Source organism: Clostridium sp. MCC353 (assembly GCF_018785315.1).
GTDB lineage: Bacteria > Bacillota > Clostridia > Lachnospirales > Lachnospiraceae > CHH4-2.
Genome location: NZ_WQPN01000062.1, coordinates 18,290 through 33,962 on the forward strand (window position 1 = coordinate 18,290; position 15,673 = coordinate 33,962).

Genomic DNA, 15,673 nt, shown 5'->3' on the forward strand with positions numbered 1-15,673 from the left:
AAATCCCAACTCCCGGTCTCCTCAGTCCAAAAGCCCGGTCAAATATCTATTTAGTTCCTCCCTGCTCTGTTTTTTCATCCTCCACTTCATAAGAAATCGTAGGTTTCGCTTTCCCCGTCTTCAGCCGCCAGTTAGCGAATAAAAATGCAACCGTAATGGTAACAGCATTCAGTATTATGATTTTAAATGTGGTAGCTCTCATTTTTGAATAGAACTGAACTACCGTCACTCCAAGCGAAAGGAGCAGCAGCGCGCTGAACGCCATCATCGGCATATGGAAATTAGATTTTTTCCATGCTTCCGGGAACATTCTGGGCAGCTTAAAGCACATCACCGTATTGAGTGCGGTGATACAGTAGCCGATGATCAGTACAATTGTGGTGATCTGGTTAATCTTAAATCCTGTGACAATCGGTATGATGGTAACCACATAGAACAGAAGCTGGAGCTTCCATGGAGTGCGGTATTTCGGATGCAGGTCTGCCAGTGATTTGGGGAACCATCCGTCCTCACACATCTGCATCAGCGGTTTTGTAACAGAACCCAGTTTGGAGTTCAGAGTGGTTGATATTGCAAACAACGCCCCTCCAACGATAAAGAATAAATATAAAGGTCTTGGGAAAATTTCCGCAGCCACTACAGTCAGGGATTTGCCAGCCACCTGGTCAACCGGCAGCACACCGGATGCAACCGTTGCAATCAGTCCGTATAATACGGCCACAGAAAGAGTGGATGCAATCAAAACAAAAGGGATATCCTTTTTCGGATTTTTGCATTCCGCAGACAGGCTGAAGATCATATTAGCTCCGCCTGTGGCAAATCCCAGCGTTGCTGCCGCGGATAAAATTCCCGGAACACCGTCCGTCATAAAATTGCCGTCCGCATTTGAAAAATAAGTTGTAAAATCCACATGGGGCATGCCGAATAAAACAAAGAGCAGCAATGCAAACAGCAGAACGCCTACCATCAGGTTCTGAACCTTAGCCATGATATTGACGCCAAAGAAATTCAGAATAAAGAAAATGGTCGCCACGCCAATGGCCACCGCCATATGGGGCAGTCCCGGAAACAGGGACAGGAAATAATCTGCAAATGACAGCGCAAACATGGCAATAGTAATGTTTTTGAAAATATATACAATGGTATAAGCGCCGGCAAATTTATCACCCGCGAAAAGCCCCATCTGGGTATAATCTCCTCCGCGGAACCGGAGACAGCTTGATACAAAGATCATGGGGATCAGGTTGCAAATCGTAAAAAAGGTGGATACCAGAAATGCGATGTTGGCAGACCTTCCCGTCAGCGCAATACCGGTTCCCATCTGAACCATAATTCCAGAACCGATGATGCTGCCAATGGCGATGCCCATCAGTTCCTTTTTACCCAAAACCCGTTTTAAATCTTTTGTTGACGATAATTTCTCACTCATATGTAATTCCCTCCAAATTTTTTAACAGCCCTAATCATCATAAGACGGCACCATGTCCGCCGGAATCGGAGTGTAACTCCTTCCTCCCTTATCCTCTTCCAGTTCCCTTTTGGCTGCCTCTATTACATCCTTCCTGTCCGTAAGCAGATCATAAGCCGAAGACGCCATCACCTGCCCGGCCCTGGTCATGCCTTTAGCCGCCGCCGTACTTCCGTAAGCCGCGCACGCCTGCCAGCTGTGTCCATTTACCATAACCGGACAGCAGGTCACAGTCAGATTCACGGTGGGGGTGATCCAGGAAACGTCTCCCACATCGGTAGAACCGCCTACGGTTATGGACTTACTGCCCCGCCACAGAGGCTTAAACAGCATGGAATTGCGGATTTCTTCCATAGAAACTCCATGGAACTCACAAACTTGTTTTAAGGTACCTTCCGGATACGTTTCTGCCAGGCTGTTGAATAGTTCCAGCTCTTCCTGGGTGTACTCCGGCCACGGACATTCCTTCAGGTTATCGTAAACCAAACCGCTGAGCGCATAATTGGGCAGCCGGTTGTGGTAAATGCTCTTTACCTGGTGTACAACCTCCGTGCCTGTCATGAGGGCCGCCCCTTTTGATATGTCCACCAGACGGCTCACAATTTCCTGAAGCTGTTCAATTTGCGGCGCTCTGACCGCATATCGGACAGCCGCTTTTCCCGGAACAATATTGACCGCCTGTCCGCCGTCCGTAATGATGTACTGAATGCGGGCGGCGCTAATCACATGTTCCCGCAGATAATTCGCCCCTACATTCATCAGCTCCACCGCATCCAACGCACTGCGTCCCAGATGGGGATTTGCCCCTGCATGGGCCTCCGTTCCCGTAAAATAAAATTCCAGAAGCTCAAAGGCGCTGGACTGGGTCAATGCCACCGCATCGTCGCCGGACGGGTGCCAGTTCATACAGCAGTCCAAATCATCAAACAGCCCTTCCCGGGCCATAAATGTCTTTCCTCCAAAGCTCTCTTCCGCAGGACAGCCGTAATACCGTATCGTGCCCCGCAGATGTTCTTCCCTCATAACTTCCATCAGAGCGGCAAATCCTGCCAGCGAACCGCAGCAAAGCAGGTTGTGGCCGCAGGCGTGTCCATAGGCCCCCTCTTCCACCGGCTCTTTTACTGCTATAACCTTTTGGCTGAATCCCGGCAGAGCATCCAGCTCTCCTAAAAACCCGATCACCGGTTTTCCCACCCCATACTCCGCCACAAAAGCGGTGGGCGCGCAGGATACGGGAAATGAAACCGCCGCCCCCAGTTTTTTCAGATAATCCGCCTGCAATGCGCTGGTCCTCACTTCTTTAAAGCCGCCTTCCGGGTGGCGCCAGATATCCAGGGCCATGGCTTCCAGTTCCTGCCTGTGCATTTCTATATAGTGTTTGATCCGTTCTTTTCCCATATCAATCCTTTCATGCCGGAGCATTTTTCCCTGCCTCATTTCCAATTCTTGTTAATCGAAATACGGTTCCATATTTAATCGAAATACGGTTCCATATCATCCGGGATCGGCACATAACTCTGCCCGTTCTTATCATGCTCCCATTCGTCTCTTGCCTGTTTCAGCACGTCCCCCCGCTCTGTCAGGAGATCATAGGCAGTGGCCGCCAAGACTTCCCCGGCCCGGATCATGCCCTTTGCGGCAAAACTGGTGCCGTAGCAGGAGGTCCCCTGCCAGGTATGGCCGTTTACCATCACCGGACAGCAGACAGCCGTCATATTCAATGTGGGCGTGATCCAGGATACATCCCCAACGTCAGTTGAGCCTCCCCCGATCTTTTCTTTGCTTCCCATTTTTACAGGACGCGGCAGAAGGTTGTGTTTCACCTCGCTCATATCCACCCCATAGCTTTTGACCACACGTTCCACGGTTCCCTCCGGATAAGCCGCCGCCATGGAATCTGCAAACTCCAGTTCCTCCGGTGTGTATCTGCAGGGAGAAGCGGTAAGAAAATTCTCATATGCCAGATCAGCCAGGGCCGCATTGGGCAGCCGGTTATGATAAATGCTGGTGATCCTCCGTTTTACCTCAGTCCCGGTCATCAGGGCCGCCCCCTTGGAAATATCATTGATCCGTTCCGCAATATCCAGCATCTGATCCACCTTGGGCGCGCGTACCGCGTAACGGACCGCCGCTTTACCCGGCACGATGTTGACCGCTTTTCCTCCATCCGTGATGATGTAATGAACCCTGGCCGAAGGGATGATATGTTCTCTCAGATAGTTGCAGCCCACATTCATCAGCTCCACCGCATCCAGCGCACTTCTGCCCAAATGAGGATTTGCCCCCGCATGGGCTTCAATTCCGGTAAAATAGAAATCCATGGTTTCTAAAGCAGTGTTATTGGAATACCCTGCCCCATCTTCCCCGGACGGATGCCAGCTGAGACAGCAGTCCAGATCGTCGAACACGCCTGCCTTTGCCATGAAAGATTTCCCTGCCAGGTTTTCCTCCGCCGGACATCCATAATAACGGATCGTCCCCGCCAGCCCTTCCTGCTTCATGGTTTCCATCAGCGAGATAAATGCCGCAATGCTGCCCACGCCCAAAAGGTTGTGTCCGCAGCCATGCCCTCTCTCCCCTTCGGCCACAGGCTCTTTGTAATTGAGCCCTGCCTTCTGGCTTAAATCGGGAAGGGAATCAAACTCCCCTAAAAATCCAATGACCGGATGTCCTTCTCCGTATTCCGCCACAAACGCAGTTTCCAGCTTTCCCACAGGAGTTTTGATGTTCGCTCCCTTTGCCGCCAGATAATCCATCTGCAGCCCGCTGGCAAAATGTTCCCGAAACCCGGCTTCCGGCCGTTCCCAAATTTCACGGGCCATCCGCTCCAGAACATCCCTCTCCTCCTCCAAATACTTTCTAATCGTCTCTTTTCCCAAATGAACCCCTCTCCTTTTCTCTTTAATACCCACATTTTACAAAAACCGCCCCTCCTCTCACAGATTAAGAACCGGATATTTTGTATAAAAAACGGATAGATCCGGGACCATATGGCCGGATCTATCCGTTTTTTATATATAATATCTGTTTTTCACCATGTTTTTCATCTGTTAATTTACGTACAATGATTCCATCCAATTATAAAATAAATAATTTAAGGAGGTAACGCCATGCAGGGAAGCATAGCATTTCAAACCATTCAAACCATTCGTCCCGCTTTAAATGAGCTTTCTCACAACATATGGAGCAATCCCGAAGGCCCCTACGAAGAATACCAGGCCAGCAAATGGACCGCAGACATTCTCAGACAAGCGGGTTTTCATGTGGATACAGGGATCTGTTCTCTTCCTACAGCCATCATGGCCAAATGGGGCAGCGGCCGCCCGGTAATCGGATTTATGGGAGAATACGACGCCCTTCCCGGTCTGAGCCAGGAAGCCGTCCCGGAGAAAAGGCCGGTAAGCCATCAGAGTTATGGCCATGGATGCGGCCATAACCTGCTGTGTGCCGCACATGTTGGCGCTGTCATCGGGCTGAAAGAGGAAATGGAGCGCACCGGCTGCCCCGGAACCATCGTCTTTTACGGCTGTCCAGGGGAAGAAGTTCTGACCGGAAAGCCATTTATGGCAAGAGAACACGCATTTGATGATCTGGATCTGGCCATATCGTTCCATCCTGCCACTGTCAATTTCGTATTTCAGGGGATTAACGCCGGAATTCATTCCGTGGAATTTCATTACAAGGGAAAAAGCGCCCATGCCGGAGCAGATCCGCAAAATGGCCGAAGCGCCCTGGACGCGCTGGAACTGACCAATGTCGGCGCCCAATATTTGAGGGAACATGTGACAGAAGACGTGAGAATCCACTACATTATAAAAGAAGGAGGCACTGCCCCCAACATCGTGCCCGACAAAGCATCTTCCTGGTATATGGTCCGGGCCCTCCATATGGACAACTTAAACAGCGTTTACAACCGGCTTGTAAAAACCGCCCAAGGCGCTGCTTCCATGACAGAAACAGACGTGGACGTCTGCTATTTAGGCGGCTGTTACCCTACCATGCAGAATCAGGTTTTAGCCGGGCTGGTCTATGACTGCATGAAACAGATTCCATGGGAGCGGTTCGATGACAAGGATAAGGAATTTGCCCGCGCTTTGACTGCGGACATATCAGAAGGCTGTAAAAATGCTTCCGCCCTGTTTCAAATAGAAAAAGGCGGACTCCTCTATGAAGGAATCCGCCCCATGAAAGCCTCCAACAGTTCCGGTTCTTTCGACATGGGAGACGTTTGCCATATTGTCCCGGCCATCATGTTTTCCACCGCCTGCCGCCCCGTAGGCGTTCCCAACCACCACTGGCGCACAACGGCCAGTTCCGGTTCAGGGATCGGTGAAAGGGGCATGATCAACGCCGCCAAAATCATGGCATTATTCGGTATCCGTGCTATGACCGATCCTGCCATATTAGAAAATGCCAGAAAGGAATTTCTCCGTTCCATGAACGGCCAAGCCTATCACTGCCCCATCCCGCCCGGCGCATCTCCCACAAAGCCGTCAATCTGAATGTCAGGAACCGCCTTGTGCAGCAGTTCCAAAAAAGCCCTGTAACTCTGCTCCGGCGTCGCGCCGCCGTCATGTGAAATCGCCTTCACAGCCGTGTGATAGGCCACATCGACAGCAGAATCATAAGGGGATAAATCCCTGGTATACATACCGGGGAGCAGGGATTCAAAATAGTACTCACCCACATTGAATTCTCCGAACCCTTCTAAATAAAGACTTTGGTAGGCTTCATCAGAGGTATCTTTCTTCCAGCATAAAAACTGGCTGCAGGATGCCTCTTTGCCGGCCTTGGCCCCCTCTTCTGAAAGGGCCATGAATTTGATAAATTCCCAGGCAGTCTCCTTATGGGCGCTTGTGGAAGGGATCGCGCAGACACAGCCTCCCCATTTATAGCTGCCTTCTGGCGGCGCCATCAGCTTCCAGTCATTTTTATCATTTTTAGAAAATGTCTTATTTTGTGTCAGCCACATGCTCCACGGTGAAAACAAAAAGCGGCCCTTCTCAAACTCATCGTACCACTCTTTGGAGCACTGTGACATATTGTCCACCAGCTTTTCATCGTAAAGGGAATGGAGAATCCGGTAATAGCCCAGAAACCGTTCCGGTTCCACCAGCCGCCCGTCTTCCACATAGGCCCGTTCCGTCTGGTTGTAGAGCACAGTGGCCACATCTCCAAGGCTGCTGAACAAAAAGAACGGCTCCGGCGACATTTTTTTATACTCCGCCCCCCGTTCGATCAAATCCTCCCAGGAGGAAAAAGCCTGATCCACTTCCTCCGGTTCCGACAAACCGAATACCTGTTCCATCATGCCGGACCGGTAGGCCAGGCCGGAAGCAGCCAGATTATAGGGAGCAGCCACAGTGACGCCGCTCTTTGACGTAATATAAGGAAGGCAGTCCTCAGGGAGCGCCCCTCTGTCCAGTCCGTACTCTTCCGCCTCCAAATCCTCCCACAGATCCAAATCCAGAAAATCCCCGGCAAACTTATCCTGAAGCAGACAAATGTCAGGCAGATCCTCTGAAAACGAAATGGCGCTGCGCAGTTTTTCCGCGTATTCGTAATTCGGCACATTTACATAATTAATGGAAAGGTTTTCCCTGTCCCTGGCAAATTCCTCAAACAGTTCAACCAGCGAATCATCCCAATACCAGACGGTCAGCACCTCTGGCTCCGCCCGGATTCCTGCGTTGATGCCGGCGTCCGTTTTTCTGTTTACCATCCAAAACAGGATGCAGGCATAAACCGCCGCCAGCGCTCCAATTACAACCAGTGTCTTTCTAAGCATAATCATCCCCCTGACTTTCTCTTCCATCCGGCCAATCCCATTCCTTCTTCATAAGAGGAATGCAGATTAACACCATGGTTCCCTTACCCTTTTCACTGTATACTTCAAAGCTGTAGTCTTCCCCGTACAGATATTCCAGCCTGTCCCTGATGCTGCTCATTCCGATGGAATGGACGCCTCCCCTGCTGCTGTCCGGCCCGTTCATCAGTTCTTTTCTCCGTTCTTCCTCCATGCCTACGCCCGTATCCGACACGCAGATTCTCAGTTTCCCCTCCTCCGGTTCCGCAAATATCTCCACCACCCCCGGTTCCTCGCTGGGCGCAATTCCGTGATAGATGGCATTTTCCACCAGCGGCTGGAGAATATTTTTGGGCACAAGGGCCTCTTTCACTTCCGGGCTGACATTGTAAATGATCTCGAACTTATCTTTATAGCGATAGGACTGGATCGCCCCGTAAGCGTCCACAATCCCCAGTTCCAAAGACAGAGGGGCCGTAATCTTTCCATCGTAGGCCGCCATGCTGTCCTGAAGGATCAAGATCAGGGACTTGACCATGGTTTCAATATCCTTGTCCCCATTTCTCCTGGCCAGATAGATCACGGAACTGAGCGTATTGTAGAGAAAATGAGGATGGATTTTAGACATCAGCATGTCAAATTTAATCTTTTTCTTAATCCTCTCATCCTGGACCTTCTGCCTGACATGTTCTTCAATGCTGGCTACCATATGGTTAAAATGACAGCTCAAAAGCTCCAGTTCATCCCCGGTCCGTATGGACAGTTCCGGCTTTCTCCCCGCCGCAAATTCCTGCATGGCTTTCGATATCTCCGCCACCGGGGCAATGATCTGTCGGATGTAGAGAAATACAGCCATGCCCACCGCCAGCACTGTGAGGGGTGTATATAGGAAGAAAAACCGGCGGATCGGCCCTGCATCCTTTATGATCTCATCTTTTGAGGTATAGGCCGCCACAATCCATCCCGAAGGTTCCAGCCTTTGATAGGTCACATAGCCGTCCTGAAAATCCGTCTGAAAGCAGCCCTCTGCATATCTGCCGCCCCCATCCAGCACATTTCCTATGTCTTCCGGCCAGAAATCCCCTCCCGCCACAGGAATCCCCTTCATCCCGTCATAGATCAGGTATTTCCTTTCCTCTCCAAAATAGCTCTTCATAACCGTGTCGAACTGCCCCGCATCCAGATTCAGCAGCAATTCCCCTGTCCTCATCACAGGATTATTGCTGTCCGATATGTAACATCTGTAGGTGATAAAATCCTTCTCTTTTGCAATCTTAATGGGGTGAATGCGGCTGTAGCACCGGTTCTCCCCTCCCATTTCCTGATACCACTCCTCTTTAAGAAGCCCTTTAAAATAATCCTCATAGGGGCTGTAGCTCCAATACACCTGATCCCGGCAGATCAGCACCGCGCTTCTGATGTACAGCCTCAGCTTAATCATGTTTTTCAGTTCCTGGCTCATGGCCTCAATCTGATAATAGTCCGGGTCCGGTATTTTAAGAAACTCCTGGATCAGCGGGCTGACCGATATATTCTGCGCCAGGAACCGGCTGTCCTGAAGGACCGTCTGCACGCCCATGGCACACTGGCTGGTGATTCCGGCATCCTGCTGCCTGCGGTGGGCCACCAGCAGCTTATAACAATACTGGTATACAAAGGAATTGCCAATCAGCGTCAGGATCAAAATGAGGACGGCGATCCCGGCGCTGGTCTTTTTTTGAATTGTCATTCTGATTTTTCCGTTCATTTCGTACCGTCTCCCTGCCGTCCGAATGCCGATGGAGGAACCCCCATGATCTGGCGGAATGTCATGCTGAAATACTGGCTGCTCTTGTATCCAACCATTTCCGCCACTTCCCCCACCCGGTAGTCCCCGCTTTCCAGCAGATTTTTCGCCTGTTCCATCCGGTAAGCCGTCAAATATCTGGAAAATCCCTGTCCGACCTCCCGTTTAAACAATTTATTCAGGTATTCCGCATTGAATCCCAACTGATCCGCCGCGTCCTGAACTGAGATGTCATTTCCATAATTCTCATGAATGAACTGAACCGCTTTCCTCACCCGGGAACTGTATACATGACAGCCGAACTCCACAATATGCTGGGAAAATTCCGTAAATGTCTCCCAAACCGCTTCCGCGCTCAGGCATTCCGCCACATCCTGGCGGAACTGCTGAATCTGTTTCGGGGAACAGAAGTTATTTTTACGATACTGCAGGACGGCTGCGTCCATAAGGGAACCCAGCTGGGCAAATCCTGCCAGGCTGTAACTGTGGCGGCAGAAACGCTCCATCAGGGTTTCCAGCTTTTCCACGATACCATGTACCGTCATTCCAGCCATTCCCTGGCGGACCGCTTCCATTTCATCCAGTTTCAGTTCTGTTTCACTGATCCTGGATTTAACCGTTTCGTACTCCGCGATTCTGCCGTATCCCTGAAAAATGGTATAGGGAACCAGGCCGTCCAAACATTCATAAGCCTGGAAAAGCCGGTCCGGCAGGCTGACTCCATAGGGCATATAAAGGATGGTGGGGCTCCCTTCCCCGCCGTTTCCAAGGCATTCCTCAAAACGGCAGGCAAGCCCATACATGGTTCTGCGGTATCTGCTCTCAATGCGGTGCCCTTCATCCAGCATAGCCAGCACCACAATCTGCCTGCCCTTATGCAGTATGGCCAGATATCCCGGCTCTTCCTTTTGGCCTCCCCGGCCGTTAAACGGCAGCTCACTGAGACAATCCCTGATCCTGTAACATTCCCGGTTAATCCGGGACAGGGCTCCGGTTGATCCGGGAACAGCCAGCCCGGTCTGAGGCACGATGATCATCAGCCCCCAGACAGAGGCGCCATAACTTTCCAGCATATGTACCAGTTGGTCTTTTACCGCCTCATCCTGGGGCGAAGCTAAAAACTGCTCCAGCTTCTGGCGGCTGCTCATGACGGAAATACTCCTGCTGCTGAAAAAACGCCCCCGGACTTTGATGAGTTCCGCCGTCAGAGACGCTTCATTGAGATCATATTTTAATATGTAGTCGGAAACGCCCAGCCGGATCGCCTCTTTCGCATAATCAAAGTCGGAATACGCGGTTAGAAGCAGCATCTGGACTTGAGGCATACACTCCTTCACCTTGGCCGCAAAAGCCAGACCGTCCATGCAGGGCATCCGGATATCCGTAATGATAAAATCGGGACGGCAGGAAGACAAATGATCCAACGCCGCCTGCCCGTTTCCAAATACCCCGGCAATCTCAAACCCAAGACTTCCCCAGTCCACCAATGTCCGTATATCTTCTAAAAGGAGCTGGTCATCATCCACCAGCATCACCTTAATGAAAGGCATAGATTTTTTATCTTCACTCATACCATTCCTCCATGCGGGAAAACCACCAGGATTATTTTTCACCCACTCCTTTGTTTCATATATATTAACACAGCATTCTGATTCTGAAATGCCTAAAACGAAAATTCTTTATACAAATAAAGTTTTATATAAATAAAGTAAAACAGGAAAATGGCGGCCCCGGACTGCACCGCAGCCGACGTCACCATCCCTGTTAAATTCCATATTTACGCATTCAAAGAACAGCCGCCCAGCGAGCACCCGGTCGCCGTGGCAGCACAGCCGCCTAAAGCCGTTTCTCTCAGTTCATAGGGAAGCCCTCTTCCCACCCCCAGCATGGTATCCAGCATCTCGTCAAGAGGGATCAACTGGCCGATCCCGCTGAGGGCTATTTCCGCACAGGTCAGGGCATTGGCCGTGCCAGCCGCATTCCTGCTCTGACATGGGCATTCCACCAAACCTCCAATGGGATCACAGACCAGTCCAAGCAGGTTCATAATCGCCGTGGAAGCCGCATTTAAACACTGTTTGGGAGTGCCGCCCATGATTTCCACCGCTGCCGCTGCGGCCATGGCGGAAGCCACGCCCACCTCGGCCTGGCATCCTCCCACTGCTCCTGCCACCGTGGCGTTGCGCATGGCCAGATACCCCACCGCCGAAGCCGTAAACAGGCCGCGGATCACCTCTTCATCCGTCAGCCCGTACTCTTCCTGAAGGGCCAGAAGAAGCCCGGGCACAATTCCCGAAGAACCTGCCGTGGGAGCCGCAACGATCAATCCCATGGAAGTATTCACTTCTAAAACGGCCATGGCGTAAGTAATCGCCTTAGCCAGCACATTTCCGCATATGGAAGCCCCGGACAGACGGCGCTTTTCCAGCTTTTCCGCCTCCCCGCCGATCAGGCCCCCAATGGATCTCACCGGTTCTTTCAAAGGTTTATGGGAGGATTCCCGCATGATATCCAGCGCTTTCCCCATGCGCGCGCAGACTGCCTCCCTGCCCACTTCCGTCAAATCCGTTTCCCTTTGCATCATGGCTTCCGATATGGATATCCTGTGTTCCCTGCATAGTTCCAAAAGTTCTCTACCTGATTTAAAATCCATCGTTTCTGCCTCCTATATCTGTACCAGCATGGTATCATGGACATTGGGATTTTCCCTGATATGGGCGATCACTTCTAAAGGAAGGCGCTCATCAGATTCCACAATGCTGTAAGCGGTTGCCCCTTTGTCCTCACGGAACAGCTTCATAAAAGCAATGTTCACATTGCAGTCGCTTAAACATTTGGTGATATGGGCTACCACGCCAGGTTTATCCTGATGGATCACGATGACGGCGCTGTATTCTCCCGTGAAGTCCACCTCCACCTGGTTGATTCTGGTAATCCGGACCTTCCCTCCTCCCAGGGATTCTCCCCGGACGGTCAGCACATCGCCTTTTTCATTTTCCAGACGGATGTCCACGGTATTGGGGTGTACTTCTTTCTCCCGTTCATTGGTGGTAAATGTATAGCCAAGCCCTATCTCATCCGCAATCGCAAAAGAATTCCTGATCCGGATATCATCGGTTTCAAAGCCCATAATCCCTCCCAGCAGCGCCCGGTCGGTTCCGTGGCCCTTATAGGTTTTTGCAAATGAACCGTACAGTATGAAATCAGCTTTCTTCACCGGGCCGTTTATCATCTTCTGGGCCAGCAGGGAAATAGCCACCGCTCCTGCGGTATGGGAACTGGACGGACCTATCATATTGGGCCCCAGCACATCAAATGCACTTATAAATGCCATATCGTCATGCCTCATTTCTGTTTTATTCTTTCATCGTGTTCACGGCGGTGCAGTTTATGAACGCGGCAGTTTCTGCTTAATTATAAAAATGTATTTGAGAAATTCATTTTCCCCACCTGCCTCCGTTCCCAGCAGGCCGAAAGATAAAAAATCGGAATTCCTCACACCTTTTCTTATTCTGCGCTAAAACTCACCTCCTGATACGGCAGATTTCCGGTTACTGTTCACTCCGTGCTCAGTAACCTGCAAAAATTCATTCCAAATCGCCTTCGGTGATGAGATAATTCTTTGTACCGTATCCACAGTTGACGTTAATGTAATTTTAATATACCATGGGATTATACATTAATCAAATTCATGATTTTCATTAATATGTTTAATTTTTTTAATAGTCTGACTACTTTGAGCAGTAAATACTTACATTCAATAATTACCCGGATTTTCATATGGGATGGACATCCGATGCTTTTTTTGAATAGGGAGATTCGCCGTCAGAACCGTTACAATACGAAAGATTAGGGGGAATTGGAAATGGAGACACGTCAACTCTATACGTTCATTAAAGTCGCCCAGCTTCAAAGCTTTTCCAGGGCCGCAGAAGAACTGGGTTATTCCCAGTCAGCCGTCACCGTCCAGATCAGACTGCTGGAAAATGAGCTGGAAACCCGCTTGTTTGACCGCGTGGGAAAAAAAATCACCCTGACACATCAGGGTGACCTGTTTTATACTTATTCCAATAGTATTTTAAAAGAGATGGCCCAGGCGAAAAAGGCCATACGCGGCCAGGGGCCTTTAAACGGAGTGCTGAGAATCGGGACCATTGAATCCCTGTGCTTTTCCAAGTTCCCTCCCATCCTTCACTATTTTTACCAGCACCATCCCAACGTGGCCATACAGATTCTGACCGGACCGCCGGAAGAGCTGATCGACATGATGGAACACAATAAGGTGGATATCATCTACCTTCTGGACCGCCCACTCTACCACATCAACTGGATCAAGGCCCTGGAAAAAGAAGATGAGGTGGTTTTTGCCGCCTCTCCCCGCTCAGTCTTTGCCGGGAGAAAGGGACTGGCCCTGGATGACATTCTGGGCGAAAAATTCGTGCTGACAGAAAAAGATGCCAACTACAGAAAAGAGCTGGACATCCTTTTGGCTTCCAAAGGCTGTTCCATCAAACCCTTTCTGGAAATCAGCAACACGGAATTCATTATTAATCTTGTAAAAAATAATATGGGCCTGTCGTTCCTCCCTCATTTCTCCATTCAGGAAAGCGTGGAGCAGGGGCTTTTGACCGTTCTGGATATCACGGATTTGAGAATCTCCATGTGGCGCCAGATTATATACCACAAGGACAAATGGGTGACAGGAGAAATGACCGAATTCATACGGCTTGCTCAGTCTGACTTTCTGTAGCCCTGTATTTATTAACCATCTGCACGATCTGGGCCTTTGTATACGGTTTTATGATAAATCCAAAGGCCTGGATCTGCCACGCCTCCAGGGAAAATCCGGGTATGCCGGACAAAAGCACCACTTCCGGCGGATCCGGAAGCTGGTAAATGGACTTGGCAAGGCTGATTCCGCTGATATCAGGCATCACCACATCGGAAAAGACCATATCCACTTCATGTTCTTTCACATACTGCATGGCGGCAATTGCTTCGTCAAAACTGCCGCACACCTCCACCCCATCCAGTTCATTTAAAATTTTAGTCAGTTTTTCTTTCAGTTCGATGGAGTTGTCCACCACAACCGCTCTTATGTTCATATGTCCCCCCTGATTCAAGTGTTCTCTAGAGTGTGCCTGAAAATTGCTTTCCGCCAGACGTGCGTCACACTTTGTAGGATATTTGGCGCAAATGAACGCGGCGCAGCGGGCTGCGTTAAGTGAATTTGAGCCAAATATACCGCGAAGTGAGGCGTGCAGATGACGGGAATGAATTTTAAGACCCACTCTGGTATGTTATGTCATAACATTTATTATGGTTCCGGTTTTAGGGTTTTGTCAAGGGCTATTCCTAAATTAGTGGGAATACTGCGCAGGAAAGCGGCGGCGGCGGATTTTTTTGTATTTTCATTATTTAGGAGAAAGACGGTCATATTGCAATTCTATTTGTCCTGTAATCAGATTGCGTTTCTCTTTTTTCAAGAGCACATACTGCATCTGTCCTCTTGTATAATCAATTCTATCCATGGGGAAAAAGCTTCGGCAAAAAAAGACCTCCTGATCTGACTTATCGAGAAAAAGAAATGAAATATCCAGAATTGTTCCATCCCCCATTTTAAGTAGAAATTCACTTTCAATAGCGGAAAACTCTGCTTTACAGCAGAGCTTCTGTGATCATTTTCTTTCGACTTTACAGTCTGCGCCGGTTTGAGGTCTCACTGCACACCCCCTCTCGCAAGCTCCATAAGCCAATGCTGCCGGCACACTCTCTTATTTCAGCGCTTTAACAGACATACGCCGTTGCCTGTCTTATATAATTATAATAAGCAAAACCAGAAAGTATGTTAATACATCACTCTTTTTTAGAAAGTATAAAGTATGCCTAAATCCAACCGCAATTTCTATCTAAAATACTTTTTAAAATTGATCTGCTGTTTCCCACCATCATATCCCAGCCTGCGGTAAAATTCATGAGCGCCGGTTCTTGTGGCTCCTGATACCAGGCGGATTCCTTCTGCTCCGTTTTCCCTGGCCCAAGTTTCTGCCGCCTCCATCAGCATCCGTCCTGCGCCCATTTTCCTGCAGGCGGAGGAAACAGCGATGCCCATAATGTTTTTCATGTGAGGGGCGTACAAAAGGTCATAGTCGTTGACGTGAATGTAGCCGATGACTTCGCCCTGATATACGGCTGCGAAAACTTTGTCCTGACTGCTGGTTAATATACGCGCCAGTTTGGATTGAGTTTTATCAAGCGGATAGTCGTAGCCCATTTCGCGGCAGTTTAATTCATGGATTGCGGCTGCATCTTCTATGCGGCATTCTCTGATTTCAATATTCATGGGAATCCTCCTTGACGGAGCGTTTTTTGCGCAAATTATACATTACGCATAAAATACGTTACGCATAAAATGCATTACGCATAGTTTGCGTTACGCAGACACGAACTGAGAATTTCAACTTCTCAGATGCGCTTCAAATTCGTGGCTCCGGCACAAATTCGTGTGTAAACACCATTGCTTACAACATATTATACTGTATTTGAGGACATGGGGCCACATAATTTTGAGACAAAAACAAAGACGGAAAATAAGGGGCCGGGCCGCCAAAAC

The 15,673-nt window shown here is 49.7% G+C and carries 12 protein-coding genes and 2 pseudogenes; 2 read left to right on the forward strand and 12 right to left on the reverse strand.

Translation table 11 applies throughout. The annotated features are described in order from the left end of the window. Positions 1–46: 46 nt before the first annotated feature. The 3 genes from GPL15_RS12205 to GPL15_RS12215 are packed head-to-tail and all read right to left on the reverse strand — an operon-like array spanning position 47 to position 4,347. The gene (locus GPL15_RS12205; protein WP_215698949.1) at positions 47–1,429 is read right to left on the reverse strand and encodes an APC family permease; all 1,383 of its coding nucleotides are present in this window, start codon (positions 1,427–1,429) and stop codon (positions 47–49) included. Positions 1,430–1,459: 30 nt separating this feature from the next. Continuing rightward, a complete protein-coding gene (locus GPL15_RS12210; protein ID WP_215698950.1) occupies positions 1,460–2,890 on the reverse strand; it encodes an amidohydrolase in 1,431 nt (476 codons plus the stop codon). 50 nt (positions 2,891–2,940) lie between these two features. Continuing rightward, on the reverse strand, positions 2,941–4,347 hold the full coding sequence (locus GPL15_RS12215) for an amidohydrolase (protein WP_215698951.1): 1,407 nt from the start codon (positions 4,345–4,347) through the stop codon (positions 2,941–2,943). Between the two features lie 231 nt (positions 4,348–4,578). On the opposite strand from GPL15_RS12215, the gene GPL15_RS12220 reads away from it, so the two are divergent. Continuing rightward, entirely contained in the window at positions 4,579–5,970 is a 1,392-nt protein-coding gene (locus GPL15_RS12220; RefSeq protein ID WP_215698952.1) for an amidohydrolase, read from the forward strand. On the opposite strand, the gene GPL15_RS12225 is transcribed toward GPL15_RS12220, so the two are convergent. The 5 genes from GPL15_RS12225 to sdaAB all read right to left on the reverse strand — a co-directional run bounded on the left by GPL15_RS12225 (position 5,922) and on the right by sdaAB (position 12,394). Continuing rightward, a complete protein-coding gene (locus GPL15_RS12225; protein ID WP_215698953.1) occupies positions 5,922–7,256 on the reverse strand; it encodes an ABC transporter substrate-binding protein in 1,335 nt (444 codons plus the stop codon). The genes GPL15_RS12220 and GPL15_RS12225 overlap by 49 nt on opposite strands. Then, complete coding sequence (locus GPL15_RS12230; RefSeq protein WP_215698954.1) at positions 7,249–9,021, reverse strand: sensor histidine kinase; 1,773 nt, start codon at positions 9,019–9,021, stop codon at positions 7,249–7,251. The genes GPL15_RS12225 and GPL15_RS12230 overlap by 8 nt, the downstream gene beginning before the upstream one ends. Then, on the reverse strand, positions 9,018–10,631 hold the full coding sequence (locus GPL15_RS12235) for a response regulator (protein ID WP_215698955.1): 1,614 nt from the start codon (positions 10,629–10,631) through the stop codon (positions 9,018–9,020). The genes GPL15_RS12230 and GPL15_RS12235 overlap by 4 nt, the downstream gene beginning before the upstream one ends. A 206-nt stretch (positions 10,632–10,837) precedes the next feature. Further along, positions 10,838–11,713 (reverse strand): L-serine ammonia-lyase, iron-sulfur-dependent, subunit alpha, encoded by an 876-nt coding sequence (gene sdaAA, locus GPL15_RS12240; RefSeq protein WP_215698956.1) that lies wholly within the window; start codon positions 11,711–11,713, stop codon positions 10,838–10,840. Positions 11,714–11,725: 12 nt separating this feature from the next. Continuing rightward, positions 11,726–12,394, reverse strand: a complete 669-nt coding sequence (gene sdaAB, locus GPL15_RS12245; RefSeq protein WP_215698957.1) for an L-serine ammonia-lyase, iron-sulfur-dependent subunit beta — start codon at positions 12,392–12,394, stop codon at positions 11,726–11,728. A 531-nt stretch (positions 12,395–12,925) separates the two neighbouring features. Here sdaAB and GPL15_RS12250 point away from each other — a divergent pair. Then, entirely contained in the window at positions 12,926–13,810 is an 885-nt protein-coding gene (locus GPL15_RS12250) for a LysR family transcriptional regulator (RefSeq protein WP_215698958.1), read from the forward strand. On the opposite strand, the gene GPL15_RS12255 is transcribed toward GPL15_RS12250, so the two are convergent. The 4 genes and pseudogenes from GPL15_RS12255 to GPL15_RS12260 all read right to left on the reverse strand — a co-directional run bounded on the left by GPL15_RS12255 (position 13,779) and on the right by GPL15_RS12260 (position 15,403). Continuing rightward, the gene (locus tag GPL15_RS12255; RefSeq protein ID WP_215698959.1) at positions 13,779–14,165 is read right to left on the reverse strand and encodes a response regulator; all 387 of its coding nucleotides are present in this window, start codon (positions 14,163–14,165) and stop codon (positions 13,779–13,781) included. The genes GPL15_RS12250 and GPL15_RS12255 overlap by 32 nt on opposite strands. Positions 14,166–14,237: 72 nt before the next feature. Further along, positions 14,238–14,351: pseudogene (locus GPL15_RS28000) on the reverse strand (DUF6783 domain-containing protein); the annotation flags it as partial. A gap of 123 nt (positions 14,352–14,474) precedes the next feature. After that, positions 14,475–14,705 (reverse strand): annotated as a pseudogene (locus tag GPL15_RS28005) (PBECR4 domain-containing protein); the annotation flags it as partial. A 260-nt stretch (positions 14,706–14,965) separates the two neighbouring features. After that, complete coding sequence (locus tag GPL15_RS12260; protein WP_215698960.1) at positions 14,966–15,403, reverse strand: GNAT family N-acetyltransferase; 438 nt, start codon at positions 15,401–15,403, stop codon at positions 14,966–14,968. Positions 15,404–15,673 lie beyond the last annotated feature (270 nt).

Bases quoted from the DNA above. Each gene is read 5' to 3' on its own strand.
- GPL15_RS12205 (WP_215698949.1), bottom strand. From the start codon at position 1,429: ATGAGTGAGAAATTATCGTCAACAAAAGATTTAAAACGGGTTTTGGGT.
- GPL15_RS12210 (WP_215698950.1), bottom strand. From the start codon at position 2,890: ATGCTCCGGCATGAAAGGATTGATATGGGAAAAGAACGGATCAAACAC.
- GPL15_RS12220 (WP_215698952.1), top strand. From the start codon at position 4,579: ATGCAGGGAAGCATAGCATTTCAAACCATTCAAACCATTCGTCCCGCT.
- GPL15_RS12225 (WP_215698953.1), bottom strand. From the start codon at position 7,256: ATGCTTAGAAAGACACTGGTTGTAATTGGAGCGCTGGCGGCGGTTTAT.
- GPL15_RS12230 (WP_215698954.1), bottom strand. From the start codon at position 9,021: ATGAACGGAAAAATCAGAATGACAATTCAAAAAAAGACCAGCGCCGGG.
- GPL15_RS12235 (WP_215698955.1), bottom strand. From the start codon at position 10,631: ATGAGTGAAGATAAAAAATCTATGCCTTTCATTAAGGTGATGCTGGTG.
- sdaAA (WP_215698956.1), bottom strand. From the start codon at position 11,713: ATGGATTTTAAATCAGGTAGAGAACTTTTGGAACTATGCAGGGAACAC.
- sdaAB (WP_215698957.1), bottom strand. From the start codon at position 12,394: ATGGCATTTATAAGTGCATTTGATGTGCTGGGGCCCAATATGATAGGT.
- GPL15_RS12250 (WP_215698958.1), top strand. From the start codon at position 12,926: ATGGAGACACGTCAACTCTATACGTTCATTAAAGTCGCCCAGCTTCAA.
- GPL15_RS12255 (WP_215698959.1), bottom strand. From the start codon at position 14,165: ATGAACATAAGAGCGGTTGTGGTGGACAACTCCATCGAACTGAAAGAA.
- GPL15_RS12260 (WP_215698960.1), bottom strand. From the start codon at position 15,403: ATGAATATTGAAATCAGAGAATGCCGCATAGAAGATGCAGCCGCAATC.